Annotated in this window: 19 protein-coding genes and 1 tRNA gene; 7 read left to right on the top strand and 13 right to left on the bottom strand. The window is 61.5% G+C overall.

The genetic code is table 11. The features are described 5' to 3' along the window. Positions 1-180 precede the first annotated feature (180 nt). Positions 181-375, top strand: a complete 195-nt coding sequence (locus ABWI03_RS06525; RefSeq protein WP_095972168.1) for a hypothetical protein — start codon at positions 181-183, stop codon at positions 373-375. 926 nt (positions 376-1301) lie between these two features. After that, on the top strand, positions 1302-1988 hold the full coding sequence (locus ABWI03_RS06520) for a DUF8020 domain-containing protein (protein ID WP_298775072.1): 687 nt from the start codon (positions 1302-1304) through the stop codon (positions 1986-1988). 26 nt (positions 1989-2014) lie between these two features. Here ABWI03_RS06520 and ABWI03_RS06515 read toward each other — a convergent pair. The 6 genes from ABWI03_RS06515 to ABWI03_RS06490 all read right to left on the bottom strand — a co-directional run bounded on the left by ABWI03_RS06515 (position 2015) and on the right by ABWI03_RS06490 (position 6566). Next, positions 2015-2088 (bottom strand) — tRNA-Leu (locus ABWI03_RS06515). A 34-nt stretch (positions 2089-2122) separates the two neighbouring features. Next, the gene (locus ABWI03_RS06510; protein ID WP_298775070.1) at positions 2123-3088 is read right to left on the bottom strand and encodes a Ppx/GppA phosphatase family protein; all 966 of its coding nucleotides are present in this window, start codon (positions 3086-3088) and stop codon (positions 2123-2125) included. Further along, entirely contained in the window at positions 3085-3630 is a 546-nt protein-coding gene (locus ABWI03_RS06505; protein ID WP_020908542.1) for a DUF501 domain-containing protein, read from the bottom strand. The genes ABWI03_RS06510 and ABWI03_RS06505 overlap by 4 nt, the downstream gene beginning before the upstream one ends. Then, positions 3627-4196 (bottom strand): FtsB family cell division protein, encoded by a 570-nt coding sequence (locus ABWI03_RS06500; protein ID WP_298775068.1) that lies wholly within the window; start codon positions 4194-4196, stop codon positions 3627-3629. Before ABWI03_RS06500 ends, ABWI03_RS06505 begins: the two co-directional genes overlap by 4 nt. Positions 4197-4372: 176 nt before the next feature. After that, positions 4373-5659, bottom strand: a complete 1287-nt coding sequence (gene eno / locus ABWI03_RS06495) for a phosphopyruvate hydratase (protein WP_003946309.1) — start codon at positions 5657-5659, stop codon at positions 4373-4375. Positions 5660-5873: 214 nt separating this feature from the next. Then, positions 5874-6566, bottom strand: a complete 693-nt coding sequence (locus ABWI03_RS06490; RefSeq protein WP_296555424.1) for a lytic transglycosylase domain-containing protein — start codon at positions 6564-6566, stop codon at positions 5874-5876. 260 nt (positions 6567-6826) lie between these two features. Between ABWI03_RS06490 and efeU the strand changes: the two genes are divergently transcribed. Genes efeU through efeB form a run of 3 tightly spaced genes read left to right on the top strand, consistent with a single transcriptional unit; the run spans position 6827 to position 10155 of the window. After that, entirely contained in the window at positions 6827-7729 is a 903-nt protein-coding gene (efeU, locus tag ABWI03_RS06485; protein WP_235172329.1) for an iron uptake transporter permease EfeU, read from the top strand. A gap of 14 nt (positions 7730-7743) precedes the next feature. Beyond that, complete coding sequence (gene efeO / locus ABWI03_RS06480; RefSeq protein ID WP_298775065.1) at positions 7744-8874, top strand: iron uptake system protein EfeO; 1131 nt, start codon at positions 7744-7746, stop codon at positions 8872-8874. Further along, complete coding sequence (efeB, locus tag ABWI03_RS06475; protein WP_166812487.1) at positions 8875-10155, top strand: iron uptake transporter deferrochelatase/peroxidase subunit; 1281 nt, start codon at positions 8875-8877, stop codon at positions 10153-10155. Between the two features lie 15 nt (positions 10156-10170). Here the strand turns inward: efeB and ABWI03_RS06470 are convergent, their stop codons facing one another. After that, complete coding sequence (locus tag ABWI03_RS06470; RefSeq protein WP_298775063.1) at positions 10171-11433, bottom strand: DUF7159 family protein; 1263 nt, start codon at positions 11431-11433, stop codon at positions 10171-10173. A 147-nt stretch (positions 11434-11580) separates the two neighbouring features. On the opposite strand from ABWI03_RS06470, the gene ABWI03_RS06465 reads away from it, so the two are divergent. Then, the gene (locus ABWI03_RS06465) at positions 11581-13407 is read left to right on the top strand and encodes a serine aminopeptidase domain-containing protein (protein WP_353804547.1); all 1827 of its coding nucleotides are present in this window, start codon (positions 11581-11583) and stop codon (positions 13405-13407) included. Further along, positions 13404-14636, top strand: a complete 1233-nt coding sequence (locus ABWI03_RS06460) for a lipase family protein (protein WP_353798759.1) — start codon at positions 13404-13406, stop codon at positions 14634-14636. The genes ABWI03_RS06465 and ABWI03_RS06460 overlap by 4 nt, the downstream gene beginning before the upstream one ends. Here the strand turns inward: ABWI03_RS06460 and ABWI03_RS06455 are convergent, their stop codons facing one another. The 6 genes from ABWI03_RS06455 to ABWI03_RS06430 form a co-directional block, all read right to left on the bottom strand. Beyond that, positions 14637-16022 (bottom strand): glycoside hydrolase family 71 protein, encoded by a 1386-nt coding sequence (locus tag ABWI03_RS06455; RefSeq protein ID WP_260395385.1) that lies wholly within the window; start codon positions 16020-16022, stop codon positions 14637-14639. A gap of 134 nt (positions 16023-16156) precedes the next feature. Next, on the bottom strand, positions 16157-17860 hold the full coding sequence (locus ABWI03_RS06450) for a tyrosine-protein kinase domain-containing protein (protein ID WP_124567097.1): 1704 nt from the start codon (positions 17858-17860) through the stop codon (positions 16157-16159). After that, on the bottom strand, positions 17857-19272 hold the full coding sequence (locus ABWI03_RS06445) for a hypothetical protein (protein ID WP_124567098.1): 1416 nt from the start codon (positions 19270-19272) through the stop codon (positions 17857-17859). The genes ABWI03_RS06450 and ABWI03_RS06445 overlap by 4 nt, the downstream gene beginning before the upstream one ends. Beyond that, on the bottom strand, positions 19269-20075 hold the full coding sequence (locus tag ABWI03_RS06440) for an SGNH/GDSL hydrolase family protein (RefSeq protein ID WP_095972154.1): 807 nt from the start codon (positions 20073-20075) through the stop codon (positions 19269-19271). Before ABWI03_RS06440 ends, ABWI03_RS06445 begins: the two co-directional genes overlap by 4 nt. Beyond that, positions 20072-21433: an oligosaccharide repeat unit polymerase gene (locus ABWI03_RS06435; protein ID WP_206029762.1), complete on the bottom strand. Its 1362-nt coding sequence runs from the start codon at positions 21431-21433 to the stop codon at positions 20072-20074. The genes ABWI03_RS06440 and ABWI03_RS06435 overlap by 4 nt, the downstream gene beginning before the upstream one ends. A gap of 71 nt (positions 21434-21504) precedes the next feature. After that, positions 21505-22809, bottom strand: a complete 1305-nt coding sequence (locus ABWI03_RS06430; protein ID WP_143538692.1) for an MATE family efflux transporter — start codon at positions 22807-22809, stop codon at positions 21505-21507. Positions 22810-22891 lie beyond the last annotated feature (82 nt).

Raw genomic sequence — 22891 nt, 5'->3', positions numbered from 1 at the left:
TCGACACCGATAGTGGGTCGGTGACGCTATGTGCTTGGCGACGCCGACGTTCGACAGGAAAGGCCCTCGATTTCCCCCGAGATCGAGGGTCTTTTCGTATCTTGCATCACTGTTCGTGCCATCTTATTAGTTGATCGTTAAACTAAGCGTTCGTCCAACATGCACCGATGGAGAACGTGAATGTCCACGAATTCAGATCGACGCCCGCGCCTGCCCGTGAGAATCGCCTACCTCGCCGCAGGAGTTCTCTTTGTCGCCGCCATGCTCCTGCTGGCAAGCGTCGTGAACCCAGATCGGGACCGCGATTTCTCGATGAACCACGTCCCCGCGGGGACGTCGACGACCGCCGTCGTCGCCACGTTCGACCTCGGCTAACGAAGGTACCGGTACGTAAGTGGCGCGCGTCACGAACTGTGGGTAGTTTCAACGCCGATGGTTCGCCGTAGGTCGGTATTGAGAGGGACGGCAAGCCACTGCCCTGCCTGGTTGCCCCACCCAAACAGGCAGGGCACCCCCGGTACTTCAAGCCTCAAGTAACTGTTACTCGGGAAAGACTTGTATCAAACCGGGACGAATCGTACATTTCATCCGGCAGTCGGCCTTCGTCCGACGCCTTCGCCGTCAATGTCGACGGAATTTCTCTGAACGCCACCACAGGTCGGTCACTTGTCGTGACCGAATTCGTCCCCTCGAAAGGCTCGCCCATGTTCGATTTCTTCGGCGCAATCTCCGGCTTCTTCGGCCTACTGTTCGGCACCGGCTCGTCGAGCGGGAGCTCGGGAGGAAGCAGCGACGCACCCGTCGCGCCGCCTACCTGATCCACAAGCCTCACCCGGCGCCGATCCGTCGGGTGAGGCTCTCGCGAATCTCTTTGAAACACAACGCAACAGCACTTCAACTCCACCGACTTTTCTGCGGATCCACGCCGACACACTCTGGCGTCCGGACGGTTTCACCGCAGCGCCTGCAGTAATGGGTCCGATGCCCGCCATTCTCGGTCGAGGCACACCCGCACACCTCCCAGCCGACAAGGCAGGTGTTCGCCGTGAGTCGGTGTCCGTTCGGGCAGCGGTCCGGGGATCGCTCGGTCAACCGCATCTTCACATTTTCGCACACATGTTCGACGCCTTGGTACTGCAAACGGAAAATTCGATCGCACCGCCCGCTTCCGGTCGGCCCGAGCGCAACTATCCCTTCCGTCACTTCGGTCTGCTTTAATACGAAGGCTTTGTCGGGGGTTTACCAATGTCCGAAGTTGTCGAGTTTCTGCGAGCACACGCAGGCGAACACGGGGTTGAACTATGGGTTTCTTCAAGAAGGCGGCTGTGACTGCTCTAGCGGTCGCTGCAGTCGGAGCATCAACAGGGATCGCATCAGCTGATCCGTCGACCGACGTGAACTACGAAGCGAAGATCGTCGACAAGTCGATCGTCACCACTATCGACGCCGGGCTGTTCAAGGTGTCCGGCGACGGCAAGTCTGTCGTCTTGCACGACAGCAAGGGAGTCGACCTTGTTTCCTTGCCTCTCGCATACAACCTCGGGGATCTGCAGTTCCCCTTCGATCGCACGATCAGTGAAGACGGTAAGACCCTCACGCTGACCCCGATCACCGATTCGGCGAAGGCCACTCCTCGACCCGAGAGTGCGCCTGCTGCAAAGGATTGGACGCCGGTCGCCTCACCCGAGGAGAATGATCGGGCAATTGCGCACTTCCAGAGCCAGCTCGGTCTCGGCACTCAGGTCGGCAGCCTGCTCGGCACCATCGTCGGCGCCGGAATCGGTTGCGCTGTCGGTGCTCCGCTGGGATTGACCATCGTCGGCCTCCCCGTCGCTGCAGCACTGTGCCTGGGTGGTCTCGCAACGGGAGCCGGCATCGGCGGTGTCGCCGGAACGATCCTCGGTGGCGGCGGCGCGGCAGTCGTAGCCGGCATCGATCTCGTCAACACACTGAACGCCCCTGCCGGAACGACGGTCTGGGCTCAGTAGCGACTGGAAGGTCAGTCGCCACGCGGTGCCCCCAGTCGGACTCGAACCGACACTTGACGGATTTTAAGTCCGTTGCCTCTGCCAATTGGGCTATGGGGGCCGTGCCGCACCCGACTGGTCGGGTGCGGCAGGGATCAGACTATCGGGTGGGCCTGAGCTATCGACATCGCGATGCCGTCGAGGATGTCGTGTTCGCTGACAACCAGTTCGGTGATCCCGGCTTTGGCTTCGAACGTCTGAGCCAGCACCGTGGTGATGATCGCTCCGCCACCGATGACGTCCACCCGCCCCGGATGCATCGGGCCGAAGGCGGCACGATCAACCCGAGGCATGGCGGTAAGACGCTCGCACACCTGGAAGAGTTGCTTGAACGGAATCCTCGACAGGTGCACCTTCTCGGCGTCGTACTCCGGAAGATCCTGCGCGATCGCGGCCAGCGTCGTCATGGTTCCAGCGACACCCACCCACGTGTGCGCCTTCTCGACGGGGACGGCCTCGAACGCCTCGGCAAGTTTTGCAGTCGCAAAAGTCGTCGCCTCGGAAACCTGCTCTGCCGTAGGCGGATCCGACGGTAGGCACCGCTCAGTGACGCGCACACAGCCGATGTCGGTGGAGTACGCAGCCTGGACACCCGACGCGTCGCCGAGGACAACTTCGGTGGATCCGCCACCGAGATCGACCACCACGAAGGGGCCCTCGGACGGATCAAGTTCTCCCACAGCACCGCTGAACGAGAGTCGCGCCTCTTCGTCGCCGGTGATCACCTCAGCTCCGGATCCGGGAATCACCGCACCGAGCACATCCCGCGTCATCGTGAAGAAGTCTTCGCGATTCGCAGCGTCGCGAGTAGCCGAGGTAGCGACCATCCGAACGGCGGTTGCTCCGGCGTCGGCGATCATCGACGCGTACTCGACCAGCGCGACCCGGGTGCGTTCGATGGCCTCGGGCGCGAATGTCCCTGTCGCATCAACGCCTTGACCCAGTCGCACGACGCGCATCTCGCGCCGGACATCCACCAGACGACCGTCGGCGCCGACGTCGGCGATCAGCAGTCGAATGGAGTTGGTGCCGCAATCGACTGCGGCAACACGGCGAGTCACCGGTCCGCGGTGTCGGCATCGTCGATGCCAGGCCAGTCCGCGGGAATTGCAGTACCGCGGAGCTTCCCGTGGCCTGCCAAGGCAACGGACTCGTCACCGAGCGGATTCACGCCGGGACCCTTGGCAAGCGAATGCGCCATGAGCACGTGCAGGCACTTGACCCGATCCGGCATCCCACCACCGGCAAAGTCGGTTCCGAGAGATTCGATCGCGTCCCGCTCGGCGAGGTACGACTCGTAGGCCCGGCGGTAGGCCGCGGCAAGCTCGGGATCCTGGGTCAGACGTTCGGTCATCTCACGCATGACGCCGGCGGATTCCTGACGGCTCGCTTCGGCAGTCAGTCGCGGGTCGGTGAGGTAGTACAACGTCGGGAACGGTGTTCCGTCCGGAAGTTTGGGGGCGGTCTTGACCACGCCGGGCTGACCGTCCGGGCTGCGGTACGCGATCTCGATCACTCCGCGTGGCTCACGGCCCAATTGAGCGGCAACGGCGTCGAGGTCCGCTTGTGAAACCTGTGGGGAATTTTCGGACGTGTTGCTCACCCGGTGGGTACTCCTTGTTCTTCTGGCTCGATCGGCGCCAACGGCATCGGAGCCGGTGTCGTCGTCTCGGGAACCACTGGCGGTTCCGAAATCGTCTGCCACAGATCGCGATACCACGGACCTGTCAGCGGTGTTTCCTTTTCCTGCTTCTTCTCGGGTTCCTTGTAGTCGCCGGGAAGCTGAACCTGAAACGGGGTCTCGCCCGGTTTGACGTACCGAAGGCGTTCTCGTGCAAGAGCTTCGATGTACGCAGGGTCGTCGAAGCGAGCGTTCTGGCCTTGCAGCTTTCGCAGTTCTTCCTCGAGCACCTGGCGTTCGGCGGCCACCTGCGCGGCATCGGAACGCTGGCTGATGTAGGTGCGCAGCGGTACTGCCAGTGTCAGCGCCAGCATGAGGACAACCATCGCGAGCACAACGGCCCGACTGGTGGACAAGCCGAAAATGGTGTTGTCCGACTTCGGAAGCCGAGACCAGAACTTGTTGGTTCCGCTCTTCCCCCGAGCCGACTTGGACCCGCGCGCCAACGACTTCTCGGCGGAAACCCCCGGTTGCGCGGGGTCTGACACAGAGGAATCGACCGCTGCCGGGTCTACCGAAGGTTCCGACACGCGTGGGCGTCGGGCGCTGTCCCGACGCGCGCGCGACGGTGTGTCCCCACGACGGGAACCACGACCCCCCGGACTTCCGCCGGGGGATCGTGGCTTACCTCGCTGTGCAGACACTACTGAATCTTAGATTTCCGTCAGGCCTCGAAAGCGAAGCGCGGGAACGCAACCTCGCCGGCGTAACGTGCTGCGTCGCCGAGGTTCTCCTCGATACGCAGCAGCTGGTTGTACTTGGCAACGCGCTCGCTGCGTGCCGGAGCACCGGTCTTGATCTGGCCGCTGCCGACGGCAACTGCGAGGTCGGCGATGGTGGTGTCCTCGGTCTCGCCGGAACGGTGGCTCATCATCGTCTTGTAACCGTTGCGGTGAGCGAGATCGACGGCGTCGAGGGTCTCGGTCAGGGTGCCGATCTGGTTGACCTTCACCAGGAGCGCGTTGGCCGCACCCTTGACGATGCCTTCTTCGAGGCGCTCGGGGTTGGTGACGAAGAGGTCGTCGCCGACGAGCTGGATCTTGTTGCCGATCTGATCGGTGAGTGCGACCCAGCCGTCCCAGTCGTCTTCGTCGAGCGGATCCTCGATGGAGACGAGCGGGTAGGCGTCGATGAGCTCGGCGTAGAACGCTGCCATCTCGGCCGCGGTGCGGTTCTTGCCTTCGAACTTGTAGCCGGTGCCGTCGGTGTAGAACTCGGTGGCGGCCACGTCGAGAGCGAGCGCGACGTCGGTACCCAGCTTGAGGCCGGTCTTGTTCACGGCGATCGTGATGAGGTCGAGCGCTTCTTTGGTGCCTGCCACGTCGGGCGCGAATCCGCCTTCGTCACCGAGACCGGTGGAGAGGCCCTTCTCCTTGAGAACCGACTTCAGGGAGTGGTAGACCTCGGCACCCCAGCGCAGCGATTCCTTGAAGCTCGGTGCACCGATGGGAGCAACCATGAACTCCTGGACGTCGACACCGGTGTCGGCGTGCGCGCCACCGTTGAGGATGTTCATCATCGGGACGGGGAGAACGTGAGCGTTGGGGCCACCGACGTAGCGGAACAGCTCGAGGCCCGAGGACTCGGCAGCGGCGCGAGCCACGGCAAGCGAGGCACCGAGCAGAGCGTTTGCGCCGAGACGCGACTTGTCCGGGGTGCCGTCTGCATCGAGCAGCGCCTGGTCGACTGTGCGCTGCTCGGTTGCGTCGATACCGATGATGGCCGGAGCGATCTCGCCGAGCACAGCCTCCACGGCCTTCTCGACGCCCTTTCCGCCGTAGCGTGCGCCACCGTCGCGCAGTTCGACGGCTTCGTGCTCACCGGTCGAAGCGCCGGACGGCACCGCGGCCCTGGCGAAACTTCCGTCTTCGAGCAGAACCTCGACCTCAACCGTGGGGTTGCCACGGGAATCAAGGATCTCGCGAGCTCCGACCTGCTCAATACTGGCCACTGTGTGGTTCTCCTTCGAATGGGCTTCGCATTGGGGCACGCTCTGCGTGCTTGACACTTGGGCTCCGACCCCTCCGGTCGAAAGAGGACCACGATCGCGGCTGGGCCTCTGCAGTGCCAGCACCTCTGTAGTGCCAGCACACAGCCTAACCGCACGGGCCGAAGGCTTCTTTATCGACGCGCGGTCACGGGCCCGACCTGCGGATCGATCACCGTCAGTCCGGCCGTACCCCGACTGAATACGCCGACGCACGATCACGAACGAGGGCGAGATAGTCGCCCGAGAGGTTGTACGCCATGAGCGCCTGCTGCCACCCGGCAGCAGTCGTGAGATCTCCCCCGCGTGCACACAGGTAGCGGGCGGCGGTGAGGGCAGCGTCGTCGATGTTGTCGGGGTCCACCCGGCCGTCACCGTTGGCGTCGACTCCCCATTTGAGCCATGTCTCGGGGATGAACTGCATAGGCCCCATCGCGCGGTCGTGCACTGGATCGCCGTCCATCGTCCCGCCGTCGGTGTCGGGGATCTCGGCGACTCCCGGGCCACCGTCCAGAGGGATTCCCCGGATGATCGGAGCGACCTGGCCCGACGCGTCGACCGACGAACCGTCGTAGGTCCCGTGGCGGCTCTCGACGCTGCCGATACCGGCCAGCGTTGTCCACCCGATTCCGCAGCTGGGAAGCGTCTCGGCCATGACCGCAGCGGCGTACCCGTAGGCCTCGAGTGCCGTCGTCCCGATCCCGATGTCGTCCGACAATCCGGCTGCCCAGTCGGCGAGTTGATCAGCACTGCGACCGGGAGCATTGATGTCGATCGGCGGCGTCGGAGAGCCGGTACCTGGGGGTATGCCTTCCGGAATGGCCACTTTCGGTTCGTTCGATCCACAAGCCACGACGCCTGCGCCCAGCAAAGCTGTTCCGGCAGCTACTGCTGCTACGGCTCGAGAGAGACGCCGGGGACTTCTGCGGGCAGCGGGAGTTCGATACACCCTTCCATCATCCACATGCGAGCGAACTACTCCCGAATCCGTTGGTAAAGAACAGCAAAAGTACAGGTCAGGGCATGGTTCACCACCGAATGTGGAGTATCTTCTTCTGAGTTAAGGCTGGCCTAGCCTCATTCGTTCGTCAGAAGCTGTTGCACTCACTCAGTCAGGAGTCGCCCGTGCCCGTGTCGGTACTCGCTGCCGCGAGCACACCGTCAGTTGCCACCCAGTTATTCGGTAGTGGCCTGATCGGTCTGCGCGAAGGCCTCGAAGCGGGCATCGTGGTGATGATTCTCGCCGCCTACCTCGTGAAGGCGCAGCGCAAGGACGCACTCAAATGGGTGTGGCTCGGCGTCGCGATCGCCGTCGCGATGGTGGCGATCATCTTCTTCGCGATCCACTACGGAACGTCGACGGTCGACGGCTTGACCGCCGAGATCATCGCAGGTGTTGCCTCCCTGATCGCCGTCGTCATCGTCACGATCATGGTCCTGTGGATGCGCACGGCTGCGAAGAACATTTCCGGAGACCTCAAGGCCGGGATGGAAAAGGCTCTCGTTGCAGGCCCGGTCGCCATCTTGTCGCTGGCGTTCTTCGCGGTCGGTCGTGAAGGCGTCGAGACAGCGTTGCTCATGGTCGGTTACGCCGAGAACACCGCAGGCAGCTCCTGGCCGCTGGTCGGGTTGCTCCTCGGAATTCTCTTGGCCGCCGTCTTGACCGTCGCCATGTACTTCGGCGCCCTCCGTCTCAACCTGACGACGTTCTTCCGGTACACGGCGATCTTCCTCATCGTCGTTGCCGCCGGAATCCTTTCGTACGGTGTTCGCGCTCTACAGACCGGAAACGTCCTGCCGGGCGGATCTTCTCTCGCGTTCAACCTGACACCCGGTTACGACCCGTCGACCTGGTACGGCACCGTCCTCGCCGGAATCTTCAACTTCCGACCGGATCCGACGGTCCTGCAGGCCGTCGCGTGGCTCGTCTATCTCGTAGTCGTCCTCGCGCTCTTCCTGCGTCCCCTTCCGCCCAGCCCTTCGGAGCCGGCAACCCCGCCTGCGCACGACACACACGTTCCCGAGAAATCCTGAGAGGCATTACCGACATGCGTAAATCCACCCTCGTACTGGCCACGGCTGCGGTACTACCCTTCTCTCTCGCGGCGTGCACCGAGAAGACGACGGCGAGCGACGGCGACATCGTCGTCACGGCCACCGACGATTCGTGTGACGTCAGTGCCACCACCGGAACCACTGGCAGTTCGACGTTCCAGGTGACGAACAACGGCTCGAAGGTCACCGAGTTCTACGTCTTCGCCGAGGGTGACCGAGCGATGGGCGAAGTCGAGAACATCGGCCCCGGCCTTACCCGGCAGCTGATCGTCTCTCTTCCCGAGGCTGCGACCTATCAACTCGCGTGCAAGCCGGGCATGGTCGGAACCGGAATCCGGCAGGACTTCGTCGTCACGGGCGATTCGCAGGCGGCCACCGACGAGAGCGGCCAACTCACCGAAGCTGCCGACGGCTACCGGCGGTACATCCGCAGCCAGATCGTCGCGCTGCAGGACACCGCAGCTCAGTTCGTCGCCGCCGTTCAGTCCGGCAACGTCGACCAGGCGAAGGCACTGTTCCCGATCGCACGTACCTACTACGAGCGCATCGAGCCCGAAGCCGAGAGCTTCGGCGAACTCGATCCCAAGCTGGACCTGCGTGAAGCGGACCTGGAGCCCGGTCAGGTCTGGACAGGATTCCACCGCCTCGAGAAGGACTTGTGGGTGACCGGACTTCAGCCGGATACCAACGCGGTCGCCGACCAGCTGCTCGAAGACATTCAGTATCTTGCCGATCAGGTGAACGCCGAGGACTACACGATCGATCCCACCAAGATCGCCGGCGACGCTCAAGGGCTGCTCGACGAGATCTCGACCTCCAAGATCACGGGCGAGGAAGACATCTTCTCGCACACCGACCTCTGGGATTTCCAAGCCAATGTCGACGGCTCGCAAGCCGCCATTGCAGCACTGAACCCGATTCTGCAGGAACGCAATCCCGAGCTCGCCCAGCGCATCGCGGACCGATTCGCCGACCTCGACGCCGCTCTGGCACAGTTCCGCGTCGGCGACGGATTCGTGTACTACGACACCGTCACCGAGGCACAGCGTCAGGAACTTTCGCGTAAAATCGATGCCCTGTCCGCCGAGGTCAGCCAGGTCCAGGAAGTAGTTGCGGGACAGTAGATGACAGATTCACCAGAAGGCACACCGGCTGCGGAAAACCCAGCGCCGCATGCAGTCTCACGGCGCCGACTGTTCGGCGCCGTGGGAGCCGGGGCGGTCCTGGCCGGTGCCGGCGCCGTCATCGGTCGGGTGACCGCCGACCAGAATTCCGGCACCGATCACGCAGACGTGGTGGCCTTTCGCGGCGAACATCAGGCAGGTATCACGACGCCTGCCCAGGATCGCATGCACTTCGTCGCTTTCGACGTGACGACGAAGTCGCGCGACGAACTGATCACGCTGCTGCAGACGTGGACGGCGATGGCCGAACGGATGACAGCGGGTCAAGAAGCAACCGAGGACGGAGCGACCGGCGACGGACCGTACGCGCCACCGAGCGATACCGGCGAGGCACTCGATCTCGCGCCGTCGCAACTCACCCTGACCATCGGATTCGGACCGTCACTTTTCGACGACCGTTTCGGGCTCGCAGACAAGAAACCTGCTGCCTTGCTCGATCTCCCCCACTTCCGTGCGGACAACCTCGATCCGAATCGCAGCGGGGGCGACATCGCCATCCAAGCGTGCGCCAACGATCCCCAGGTTGCCGTCCATGCGATCCGCAACCTCGCGCGAGTCGCGTTCGGGACCGCGTCGGTCAAATGGTCACAACTCGGATTCGGACGAACGTCCTCGACCTCGACGACGCAGGCGACACCACGAAATCTGTTCGGGTTCAAGGACGGAACAGCCAACATCAAGGCAGAAGACCCGGACGCGCTCGCCCAGCACGTCTGGGTTGATCCCGCCGACGATCAGGCCTGGATGGCAGGCGGATCATTCCTCGTCGCCAGACGAATCCGCATGCTGATCGAGCAGTGGGATCGCGCAGTACTCAAGGAACAGGAAGCCGTGATCGGCCGCTCCAAACGCAGTGGAGCGCCACTCGGCGGCAAAGACGAGTTCGACGAACTCGATCTCGATTCCAAGATGGGACACGACTTCGTCATCCCGGAGGATTCACACGTGCGTCTGGCCTCTGCCGAGGAACTCGGTGGGATTCAGATCCTGCGCCGCGGATACAACTTCACCGACGGCTCCGACGGCTTCGGCCACCTGGACGCGGGACTGTTCTTCGTTGCGTACTGCCGGAATCCGGTCGAGCAGTTTGTTCCGATGCAGCAAAACCTTTCACGACACGACGCGCTGAACGAATACATCCAACACGTCGGTTCTGCCGTCTTCGCGTGCCCCGGTGGTCTCGCCGACGGCAAGGACTGGAGTTCCCAGCTGTTCACCTGATGCGCGTCACCGGTTTCAGTATCTCCACGAACGCACCAAATTGACCGGTGCCCGATTCCGCTCGGTCAGTGGATCGATTGCCTTGGTCGTGGTCGGCGGCAGCAACTCGGAGGTAGGCACCGGCGCGACAATCGCCGTTGTTTGGGTCAGCGGTGGTTCCGCCTGCGCAGGATCCGAGAACGGGCGCAGCACCGCCCACGCGAGGAAGCTGGTCAGTGCAACCAGCGAGAACCCAACGCCCACAAGGATTTGCATTCGCCCAAGCCCACCAGAAGGAAGCGAATCCGATTCCGTGTCTTCTTCGGTTTCACCGACACTGCGCACCACGGCCTGATCGGAAGACCGTTCTACCGCATCCGTTGCGATTTCCGAGTCGGAGACGCCCGAAACCGAGACTTCCGAAACCGCGACTTCCGAGCTGAGGTGCTCCTGATGTAAGACCTCGGCTATCAATGCTGCACCCTTGGCCGAGGCGAGCTCGGGCTCGGCCGGCCTGATCACCGGTACCGAAAACTCCCGCTCGAGCATCTTCTCCACCAGTGAAATTCGGGCGCCTCCTCCGACGAGAACCAAAGCGTCAGGGACACACCGGGCTCGTGCCGCAACTTCTCGGATCACCATCAGCGTGTCCTCGACTTCCCGCGTGACAACCGAATCGAAACGTATGCACATGGACTCGGGAACGGGCATCACCTGCGCACGACGGGTGCCACTGGCGAGGTATTCCTTGACTTCGCGGGCGTCGAACGCTGCATCAGCGTCGAGGGCTGCATCATCCGTGGTTGCGGAGAGTAACTCCGCGACTACCCCGTCGAGCCTGTCACCGGCGAGCGCCGTCGACCGCGTGGACGCGATCGTTATCGCGGTTCCGATCTCGATCATCGAGACAGTCACCCCCGTTCGACCGATGTCGAGAACTGTCAGTAACCGAAAACCTTCGGCCGCACCCGAAGTCCGTACCAGCGCGACAACGGCCACCGCTTCCGACACCGTGACAACACCCTCGATACCTCGGGCACGCAGTTCCGATTCGAGCGCCACGTTCTGCCGCTCGTCAGGAACCGCGATGACCATCCGTGAAGTGTCCCCGCGAACCGCAGCAACTAGGTGAATCGCGGCTGTCCTCACCGGAGAGGCGTCGTGTGCGTCTACCGTCCGAGTCAGGAATCGACTGCTCGCGGATCCGGTTTCCGGCTGGGAGTCGGCCCGAACAATACGAACCGATGCAGCGCCCAACGACGCACCGAACACTGGATCCATCGCTGTACGTACCCCCATATCCAACTCTTGCACTGCTTATTCGTCGCAAAACATACTTGCGGTATGTTATCCGTAGCGGGAAGTTTACCGGATCCTCGGGAAACCGGAGAACTACGCGAAACTGGCAGGCTGAATCAATGTGTGGAGAGGACCTTGAACAAGTCGATGGCCAACATGACAAGCGTGATGTCCGCACTGCACGTCCCCCATCTCACCCCGCTGGAGACAACCCCTCGACACTTCCGCCACCGCCAGACACCGACCGGGATTCGCACGATTGACACTTGGATTCCAGGCCCAGGCGACAGGGCTCTGTTCGCCTCGATTCACCTGCCTTCGGATGCTGCCGTTCGCGGCGCCGTCGTCATATGTCCACCCCTTGCGAAGGAACACATCAGCGCTTACCGGGGACTGCGCCAACTCGCCCAAGAACTTGCCGAACACGGATTCCTCGCGCTTCGTTTCGACTATGCAGGACAGGGTGATTCATCCGGCTGTCAGGATGACCCGCTCGCAGTTGCGCAATGGCAAGCCAGCGTTGCGGCAGCCGTTGCGTACGCGCGGCGCGCGGGCATCGAGTCCATTGCCGTCACAGGTTTGCGCGCAGGGGCACTGATCGCGGCGGCCGCCGTCGATACGCTTGGCGACCTACGTGCGATGGTCTTGTGGGATCCGGTCATATCCGGTCGGTCCTACGTTCGCGAACTAACTTCGCTGTACCGCGTTTCGGTCGACGACGACCCTCACCACGACGATTGCACGTCCATCGTCGGCGGCGTGCTTGATTCCGCTGCGGTGAAAGACCTTTCCGGACTCGACCTCAGCACCTTCGATCCGGATTCCTCGACGAAGGTCCTCGCCGCGATTCGCCCTGAATTCGCTGCTTCGCCCCGCACTGTTCGGATGCTCGAGCGATCCGGCGCAGAACGCATGTTCGTCGAACGCCAGAATCAGTTCGTATCCCCCAGCAGTTTCGTGCTCTCGGTGCCAACGCACGACATCAAACAGATTTCGAGTTGGGTGTCACGTCAATTCGGCGAGGACAAAACTTTCGTCGATCCAGAGATCACGTCGGTGGCGCATGTCTCGACGACTGACGACGGCGAAGAAGTCTGGGAAACCTTGGAAAGACGGTCCACCGGATCACTCTTTGCAATCTCCACCGCCTCCCGCACGACTACGAGTCACGCTGCCACTGCGGTCTTTCACAGCACCGCGAACGAACACCGGATCGGGCCGGCCAGACTGTGGGTCGAGTCCGCTCGAACTCTCGCAGCGCACGGCATCCGCTCGGTTCGCTTCGACAGGATGGGCACAGGAGACAGCGGAACTGTCCTCACCGACGAGAACACCCCCATCGTGTCTCCGGAAGCGCGCCGCAATGTGTTGGACCTGATTGACACTCTCGACGTACCGCCGTCGCGCCGGATGCACATCGGAATGTGTTCCGGCGCATGGATGGGTGCCTACGTGGCAAGCCAGCGCGGCGCACGGTCCGTGGTGCTTCTCAACATCGTGAATTGGTCGATCAACAATCGACGACCACCAGTGAAGAAAGCACATGTCGATGCAATGGAGTCTGACGTTGCAAACCGAATTTTCTTCGTGGCCAGAACAATTCGCAATGCCGGACGACGAGCCCAGCGGTACGTGCCTTACCCCGTGTGGCTCGGTCTCGGCTTCCTCGGACTGGTCAACGCCCCTGAGTCGATGCTTCGCACTTTGACCCGCCGCGGGACAAAGACCGCAGTGTCCCTCGCGCCTGAAGACGAAGCGTGGTTCGAGGCGAACAGAGGCAGACAAGGTGTCACGCGTCTTTCGAGCTCGAAGAATCCCCCGCACGTCTTGTTCTCAGGCTCCGGTGATCACAACCTGTTCCATCGCAGTTCGCGAGAACGCGTCGGCCGGTTGATAGTTGCCTCTGCACTCGATGCGTTCGGAGACCGAAGACGCGCCGTGTCGAAGCACGACAAGGAGGGAATCGGAGCATGATGCGCACGTCTACCCGGGACGGAATTCGAACGTCGTCCTACGTATTCGTAGTCGTTGCAGCGACAACCGCGGCGCTTCTGACCGGTTGCACTTCCGACACAGCGCCCGCAGAACCGGCTCCGACGTCCGCACCTCTTCCCTCGATCAGCGTCGACGCCGTCGCGGCCAGAGGCAAACTTGAAAGCACGTCCGCGTTCGACAACGTCGATCCACTGATAGTCGGCGTGGGCGCGACTGCCCACCAGATCACGTACCGATCAAGTTCAGGCACGGACGGAAGCTCAACGATCGTCTCTGGAGTCGTCTTCGTTCCGGAAGGCGATCCACCACCCGGCGGGCGGTCTGTCGTCACCGTCGGTCACGGCACAACGGGAGTGACTGCGGAGTGCGGACCTTCTATGCACCCGGATCTCCTGGGCTACGCGAGTACGATCGTCCCTTTGATGAAACTGGGATTCGTCGCAGTCATGACCGACTACCAAGGGTTGGGTCCGGCAGGCGGCATCAACCCGTACCTCGATCCGAACACCAGCGCGTTCAACCTGATCGACGGAGTTCGCGCGGCGCGAGAAATGGTCCCGGACACGTCCGCGAAATGGGCAGGACTCGGCGTGTCGATCGGTGGGCAAGCTACATGGGCGGCGGCAGAGTTGTCCGGTTTCTACGCGCCCGAATTGGATTTTGTCGGATCGGTAGCGCTGGCTCCGGCCGCAGATCTTTCCAAGCTCGCCGACTTGGCCCAGTCGCAGTGGCTGACACATGAACAGCAGATCATGATGTCGTACGTCGTATCTGGGCTGACCATCGCTCGACCCGGCACAGATCCAGGCAACTACCTGCACGGCGCGCTGTCGAGTAACTCTGAGATGTGGTTGGCATGTGCGGGTCCGGCGTTGAAAGAACGCGGCGAACAAGCATCACGACTGAATCCCGCCGATACCCTGCCAAGCTCCGACGACGCCGTAGCAGTCTTGCGCAACTGGCTCACATCGATCGCACTTCCGCAGCGTCCGGCCGGAGGTCCACTCCTGGTGATCAACGGCGACGCTGATCAGACGATCCGCCCGCGGTGGGTGCAAGAGGCCGTCGACAATGCCTGCGCGTTCGGCGATTCGGTGCAGCACATCGTCAGCGCAGGCCAAACTCACAACAATCTGGATCCGGGGTCGGAGACCGCAGTTTGGCTCCAAGCGCGCTTCAGAGGCGAGCCACCTCCGTCGGACTGCTGACTATGGTCGAAAACTCGAATCGACCAGGTACTCCATGTTCTGAACCGCAGGAGTGGATGCGACGTCGGAATGTGCCTTCACCGAAGACACTTCCGTCCCGTTCCGAACCACGCTGACCGAGACGGCGCCGACTGCAGAGGGAACTGTGCAGATATCCATCCCTGAATCTGCGCTGCATGTGGTCGTCGTACCTCCGGCCGTAACTTTCACTTCGGCACCATCGACCAATAAGGTCAAAACCTCGATCGTGTCGCGAACCGGGGACGACTCCGCACGCAGAATCATCGGCGATACCGAGGGTAGTGTGGGTTGCGCAGACGACAACTGGTTCCGATAGGTGACGTACGCGACGTCACGTGTAATCGCCGGTGCCGTTCCAGTTTTGAACCAGTCGACAAAATATGCGTTCAGATCGAGCAGCGCACGACCGTGCCCCTCGCTCGGTGCAAACGCCGTACCTTCGCTGTAGTCGTTCCACGAAATTAGTTGCACCCATTCGCTATCCGATTCGCGCGCAATCTGCCAGGTATTTCGGAGATTCCCGGTGTTCTGCGCTTCGTCGAAAACCGATTGGCTGGGACGCGCATCCTGGAATGAGACCGACTGCATCCATATCTTGCCGAGAGCATGCGCTCGGTTCGCTTGATCCAGTGGCGAGCCTATCCCGGTGTCCGTCACTGGATTGAAGGAAGGGTTACGTCCACCCCACGTCGACATTCCGTAGCTTATCGACGCGAATGAATCCATATTTGTGGTGGAGTTCAGGAAGAGCGGAACGAAAGCTACCTCGATCCCGTAGCGGGCCTTCATGATTTCGAGAAACTGCGACCACCACGCCGGGTCGTGCTTCTCGGCAAGAAACGGCGAAATGACCACCCGGTTGTCCGTCAATCGAAAAACCGACGGCGCTGACGCATACTGCGACAACTCGCCTGCCAGATTCGCGGGGTCCAATGTGCCGAGTTCGCCGTTCATATCCGGCATCAGCATTATTTCGAACGCAGGATCAACCGCAGCCGAAGCGGCGAGAAGTTCGGACGGAACGGAAGAAGTCCACAACGAATTCGACGACTTCGTCAGAATGTCAACCGAGAAGCCACTGATTCCCGCGTCGATTGCCTGCCGCACTTCGTCTTCGAGATCTCGCTGCCTCCACTGTGGGTCCGCTGAAACGGGCCGTGGTTGTGGCCGGTCTCGCAGAAACCCTCCGAATGCGGCGTATGCGCCCAGTTCACCGTTCGGATTGAGATACTGAGTGGCGTAATAGTCTTCGCCCGACGGTAGGTTGTCGATCGAAAGGGGATACGGCGGGAAGTAGTGCGCAAAGACCACCTTTCCGATCGACTGTCCGTTGACCGGAAGCTCGACGGCGGGATGTGAAGACACCGCCTCGTCAACCCTCGCGTTTCGGTCCACTCCATCAGAGAGCCTGAGGCCGGCCGCTACGAGAAGCGCTGACGATACCAGCGCAATGCCGACGGCAACTGCACGAAATTTCCTGCCTCGCGAACCTTCGATACTCACCCCTGCCGCTCATCGGTCGACAACTTGTCGCTCGAGCGGTTTGCCTTCGGCACGACTTTCGTCCGGAGCATCGAGCGCGGGATTGCCACTGTGGGACTGTCAAGATCACTCCGCGTGTAGCGCTCTTCGGTCTCCGCCGGCTCCCATTCGTCGAAATCGATTCGAACATCGTCGGCAAAAGATTCACCCGAATCGGCCGAATCATGCTTGTTCACTTCATTCTTCCCCGTCGAACCCATATCAGGTTCCGTACGGACCAACTGCGCAGCGGCTCCCCGCTCGACGGGAGGCCACGCGCCGACTGGTTCATTCGACGTGTCCTTCACCGGAGGCTCGTTCACCGAAGGCTCGTCGACCACGATCACTCGGCTACGGCCCTTGACCGATCCACTACGTCCAGCACCCGCCAGCACCGCACCCAATAAGTTCGCGCCGGCAGCGCGCAGAGTCGTCACTGCCCCTTCAACCTCGTCCACCGACGAAATACTCTGTGTTGAAACAAGAACCACACCGTCGACGACTGAGCCGATCACAGCCGAATCGGAATAGAGCGACAAAGGTGGACCCACGATGATCGTGTATTCGAATTTCTCGGTGGCCTCTACCAACACCTGACGTGCTGAGGTCGACGCGATGGCGTCAGCGGAACCGGATCGTATCGAGCCGGCGGGCAGCAGAGTCAATGAGCGACCAGGTACCTGAACGAGCACGTCCACGAGCGGAATTGCGCCGGCAAGTACGTCGGAAAAGCCGGCTGCCGGCGTCATCCCCAGGTATGAATCCAAGCTCGGCGACCTCAAGTCACCGTCCACCAAAAGCACTCGACGTCCCGCTTCGGACAGGACGATCGCGAGATCGGCCGCAAGGCACCCCGCAGGCTCCGAGTACCGCGGCGAGGTGACGAGGACCGAACGGATCGCGTCGGCACTCGGGCCGGCGAACTCGATACCTGTCCTGAGCTTGCGTATCGACTCGGCATAGGCGGTCCCGCCGTCGGCGGGGAACGTCAACGCGTGAGATCCCCGCGAAGCCGATTCCGGAACTGTCGCCAAAATCGGTACGCCCGCAACGGCTGAGAGCATGGAAGCACTTCGAACGGAACGATCGAGCCGCCCAAGGAGCACCCGGACGCCGACGCCGACGACCAGGCCACCGACGAGGCCGAACAGGGACATCATCACGAGATTCGACCCCCCACTGGCATCTTCGGCGTTGGCCTCGGTGACCACCTGTACAGACGTATTCGGACGTCCACCACCGTTAGGGGTCTCCAACTGCCCGACATATTGTGCAAAATTCTTCGCATACGCATTGGCGATACCGGCCGATCCTTCGGCCGTCGAATCCGTGACAGAGACTTGCAAGAGCACGGTTTTCTCCACTGCTGCCGCCGAAACCTGCGAGGCCAACTCGTGTCCGCTCATTGGAAGACCCAGGTCGTCGATCACCTTGACTGCGAGATCGTCGCTCGAAAACAATTGGGCATAGGTCGCCGCTCGTTGTTGAGAAAACAGATCGCCCTGATAGGCGCCGGCCGAGTCGGCACTGATCGGCGAGCCAATGAAGAGCACAGTTGTCGACGTGTACGAAGACGGACTCGACATGGCCATGAATGCACCGAGGATCAAGCCGAACACCGCGAAAACAGGTATTGCCCACCCCCGCCTCAGGATTCGCGCGGCAGAGCTGAGTGCATTCATGTGTTCGCCTTTCTTGGAGACCGCTGTGTGCGTGTGTCTCCGTCGCGCCGGGGCGTGTGACTTGCCACCGAGTCAGTTGTGTCGGGCCGACCGCCGGGCAACACTGCCCCTCTCTGCCCTCGGCGTGTGGTGGCCAAGAGGACCGAACCTTCGATTTTCGCGCCTGCGATCTCCAGATCGTGAATCTTCGTCATCAACGCCTGCCTGCTCGTCGAATGAGATTGAACGACAAGGATTATCGAACGGCATACCTTGGCCAATCGGCTCGAATCAGCGTACTGCGTCCCGCCGGAGTCGAAGACAACCACAACATCGAACCTGGCACTCAGATCTCGCAACATGCGTCCGAACGACTCCGACTCGAAGACTCGCTCGGGACTTTCGGTCGGCGAACCGCTCCGGAGGAGAGTCGGCTGCAGTGGTGTCGAGATCAGAACATCGTCGAGGACGCTGTCCGACATGACGATGTCGGTGACCCCCAACTCGATATGTGCACGCGAGGATCGGAAGTTGCAGTCGACGAGAACCACCGAATACCCGAGAGCGCAAGCAGCATCGGCGATACCGCCACCTGCGAACCCACTGATCTCCCCCTTGTCGGCAGCGGTCACGAGCACAGGTGATGCAGGCGTGCCTGCCCCGATGAGATCTCGGTTGAACTGCAGTCGCTCGAAAGAACTCCTCACTGCCGACTGAGCACCTTCCTCGGCGGCAAATCCCCTGTCACCGACGTACGGGATGGACTCGAGCACGGGTAGACCCGTCCAGGCCGCCAATTGGTCGATACCTTGAACTGCTTTCGACCTTGCAGCAGCCAAGATCACACCAGTCATTCCAACCATCGATCCGACGACCAACCCCAGAAGAACGTTCGGAATCGTCTGCGGGCCAGACGGGCTCGTGGGTGCTGACGCCGTGACGACAGTCAGCGGCTGAACCGTCGGGATCAAAGTCCCACTCGGCGTCTCGAGCCGCCGGATCGTTTCGTTCATCTCATCCGAAGCCGCATTCGTCAGTTGCAGCGCCCGATCTGCACTGTCGGCGGTCCCGGAGATTTCGAGCAACACGGTGTCGGGCACAACGCGAACCGAAATGACTTCGATGTCACGAAGACCATTCTCGCCCAGGCGACTTGCGACACGGGCAGAGAAGTCGGCACCTTCCGCCAGACGCGTATATGTACCGGCTCGTTGCTGCGAGAACTCGTCACCTTGGAACGGGCTCGAATCGGCATTGCCCAGAGTGGTCGGTGTTCCCCAACCTGGTGTGGTGAGGAAGAGTTCGGTCGAGGACTTGAAGGTGGTCGGCGTGAGCAATGTCAACAGAACGCCTGCCAGCAGGCCGAGCACTGTCGAGATGCCCACGACAATCCACCTGTCACGAAGGACTTCGAAGAAGCCGGACGGGTTCATCGGAGAATTCCCCCATCGGGCGCGCCCTCGCGAATCACACCGGAGGTAGTCAGCGATTCCACCAGTTTCTGAGCAATCACAGCATTCCCCACTGCATTCGGGTGCACACCATCCTCGAATTTCAATGACGCGAGGTCGACGTCGGCGTACCAACCGTCGGCGACAGGATCGATCACGGTCGCCGCTACCGATTCCCCGTAACTTCGCAGCGCTGACACGAATTGCTCGTATCCTTCGTACGGCACTGGTGTGACGTAGGTCGGCACGATGATCACCAGACGCGCATCCGGCCATGCGTCCCGGACGGCATCGATGTACGACGTCATGACGGGAAACAAATCCATCGGAGTCATGTGCAGATCGTTTCGCCCACCGTCCACGAAGATGATGTCCGCTCGATACCGCTCGATCGACACTGGTAGGCGATTCGCGAATCGTGTTGTAGTTCCCTGATACTCCGGGGCGCCGTCGTTGGTGAAACCGGTGCTTCCCTGTGCATCGACATTGCAGTTCCACCCCATCCGGACGCAGATGATTCTCGGGTACGCCCCGAGCCCGATTCCGTTGATACCCGCAGTGAAGCTGTCGCCGAACCACATCGATGCCGGCGCCGTGTCCGGCTGCAACTGAGGAACCGTTGTCGCTGTAGTGAGGGCGGAACGGCCGTTTTCGGCAGCAGAATTCTGACGCACGGCCAGCGCTGTCGCACAGACGACCAATACCACCAGCAAAGCAAGACCCGTGATTTCCAGCGGGCGGCGACGGGCAGAGATTCTCGACGAGAATCGGCTCGTCCGAGTCATCGAGTCGCCTCCCGTCGTGAGACGAAGAATGCACAGCCGATGATGACGAGGAAGTACGACATCGCTTGCAGCAGTGACCCTCTGAGAAGAATGATCAGGTAGAAGGGCAGTATGCAGGCAAGAATCGTCGGCGCCCTGGACTGGTGCAGCGACATTTCGATTCTTCTGTCCTGAATCCCTGCGATCAAGCCCAGCGCGACCATTCCGGCAATCAACGCGATCCACCCACCGTTGACGAACAGCTCGGACCACAACGGCGCAGAAAGGTTCTTGACCGTGTAGTTGCGGCTCTCTGCGAGCAGGATGCCCGTGTCCGTAGCTTTGCCGGGCCAGATGGTCCGCGGAATCCAGAAAAGAACAACTCCGAGTGCCTGCTTGCCATCGGTAACCCCGTGCGTATTCACAAAGTTGACGGTGTTGTTGACCTGCGCAAATGCGTCGTAGTCCGGAGACGTGAGCGATTCGAGAGGCGAGCTTGTCTTGAACTGTGCCGACGTGCTGTATCTGAACGCATCGGCGAGCGGAAAGACCAGGACAAGTGCCGCCACGGCAAGCAGGGCAACCACACGGAATCGAACGCGGGTCGCGAAGAGTCCGAAAAGTGCCGCCACGGCGAGTGCTGCAGTACCGAACAGATACCTCGCACTCGAGATCGGATTGAACGTCAACAACAGCACGGCTCCGAGCACGATGGCGCAGAGAAGAAACAGACGATCCGATCCGGGATTCTGATCACGGTATTTGACCACCGCGATGAATGCGACGAGCAACGACATCATCGCGACGGCGCCGATGATGCTGGCGACCGTGGATTGCCCCAGCGACGCACTCGCCTGCTCCACCACCGCACTTCGGCTCGACAGAAGCGTCCCTACACCGAGTTTCTTGATGTAGTACGCGTTGGCGACCAGGGCGCAACCGGCAAGAATCAAAACCCGAACGGGATCCACACGCACACTTGTGGCGTTTCCCCATCGCGTGTCTCTGATTCGACGCCAGACCGCACCGGAGAACACCAATCCCACCAGGAAGCCGACGATCCCCAGAAGGACGATCGAGACCGCTGTCGAGTTGAGGGAGGGATCCACTCGCGGCGTCGTAGGAGGAATCTCCCGCAGGCGGAGCTGAGCAAGTGGGGCAAGACCCATGAAGACATAGGTGAAGACCCAGAACGACATCTCGACGAGCCGACGAAAGCCCTCGCCGACAATCCACGCGTAGCGCAATCCCGAAATCGTTGTGATGGCAAGTACCGCCATCCACACGCGCCCTGGCGGTGTCGGAGTGAACTCGACGACTGCGAAAGGCACGATGATCACCATGATCACCGCGGTCCAGGTCGCAATCAGCGGTGGCATCAACGAGTCTTTCCGACTGACGTCGAATTCCGCGAACTCGTGAGGCTTTGACCGCCCGCTGAAAAGTGTTTTCACGTGGTCGTCCCGGCCAGTGTGCCTGTACGTGCTCGGCGCATGTCGCCGGGTTCGGAACGATCGACAGTGGACGGCACGATCGCAGGGCCTTCACGGCCAGAGTGCTTCCGCTGGGCAGCAACCACCAGGCAGACTGCAACCAGGATGGACGAGAGCGCCAGTCCGATCGCGACTCCGACCGCGGTTCCAGTGAGGGCTGCAGCCGCACTGCAGATGACAATTGCCGTGAGACTCTGGACGATTCGCAGTTTGAGCAGTCGGCCACTGGCTCCTTGAGTGCGGTATAGATTGTAAACGCCCGCTATCCAGCAGATCGCCGCGTACTCGAGTCCGAGAAACGGCAGAACATGGCGGGCCTCGGCCCAGGACTCTCCGAGAACGACCCGGCCGAGTGCATCCGGAAGGAAGGGAGCGGCGAATCCGATCGTTGCCGCCATCGCGGACGTGAGCCACGCTGCATAACGCAGTGTGCTCCACACCTGGCGCGCGGTATGGCCGGCCCGAACGGATTCGGGAATGACGATCAGTGGAAGCGAACTGATCAGCACGGCGAACGGACCAAGGACGGTCACTGCTCCGCGCAAAGACGCCGCAGCCACTGTTCCGATGAAGGCTGTGGACACCGCGACGATCACGATTGCCGCCAATTGGTCGATACCGCTCTCGAATCCGAACCGGACTCGATGAGTCCAGAACGACGCCCACCAGCGATACAGACCAGTCAGTCGCGGTAGCGTCTGTACGCGAATCATCAAGTAAACGAGTGCCAGCGCTCCGGAGAGGGACCACAGCCAGATCATCTCGGCGATCGAAAGTGCCTCTGGTCTAATCCAAGTCACGACAAGCACACCGAAGGCCGCACTCGCCCACAACGCGTCGCTGAAGAACGCGTGTTCCGGTTCTCCCATCGACATCGAGGTGAACCGCAACGCATCCTGCGTGAGAACAACCGGCGCGGCGACGGCGTATGCAATCCCCACCTGCGGTTCGTGTAGGAAAACAGAAACTCCGAGGGCAACGATCCCGACTACGACTCCGAAGAAGGCCGCACCCAAGATCGCGTGTCTGCTCTCGGTGCGAATCCTGTTGCGGCTGTATGCACTCATCAACAGCAGCGGAGTGCCAACTGCGCCTCGAACGAATCCGAGCGCAGCCGTGAGGATGGAGAAAACGAGGATCGCCAGGCCGAACTCACTCACCGACGACGGGCCGGCCATTGCGAACAGTATCAGCGCATTGCTGACGCTGGACAGTACCTGATCACCCGCGCTGAACAGCACGCGCAGTTTGAGACCCGCCACGTCTCTCACCTCCCCCTTGCGCTCGCTGCATTCCAAGACCTCGATGTTCCGCGACCGAGATTTCAAGACCGAGATCAATTTG

Source organism: Rhodococcus baikonurensis (genome assembly GCF_040489275.1).
Classification (GTDB): domain Bacteria; phylum Actinomycetota; class Actinomycetes; order Mycobacteriales; family Mycobacteriaceae; genus Rhodococcus_F; species Rhodococcus_F baikonurensis.
The sequence above is the reverse complement of the archived record's forward strand: the minus strand, read 5'-3'. Positions and strand labels throughout refer to the sequence as shown.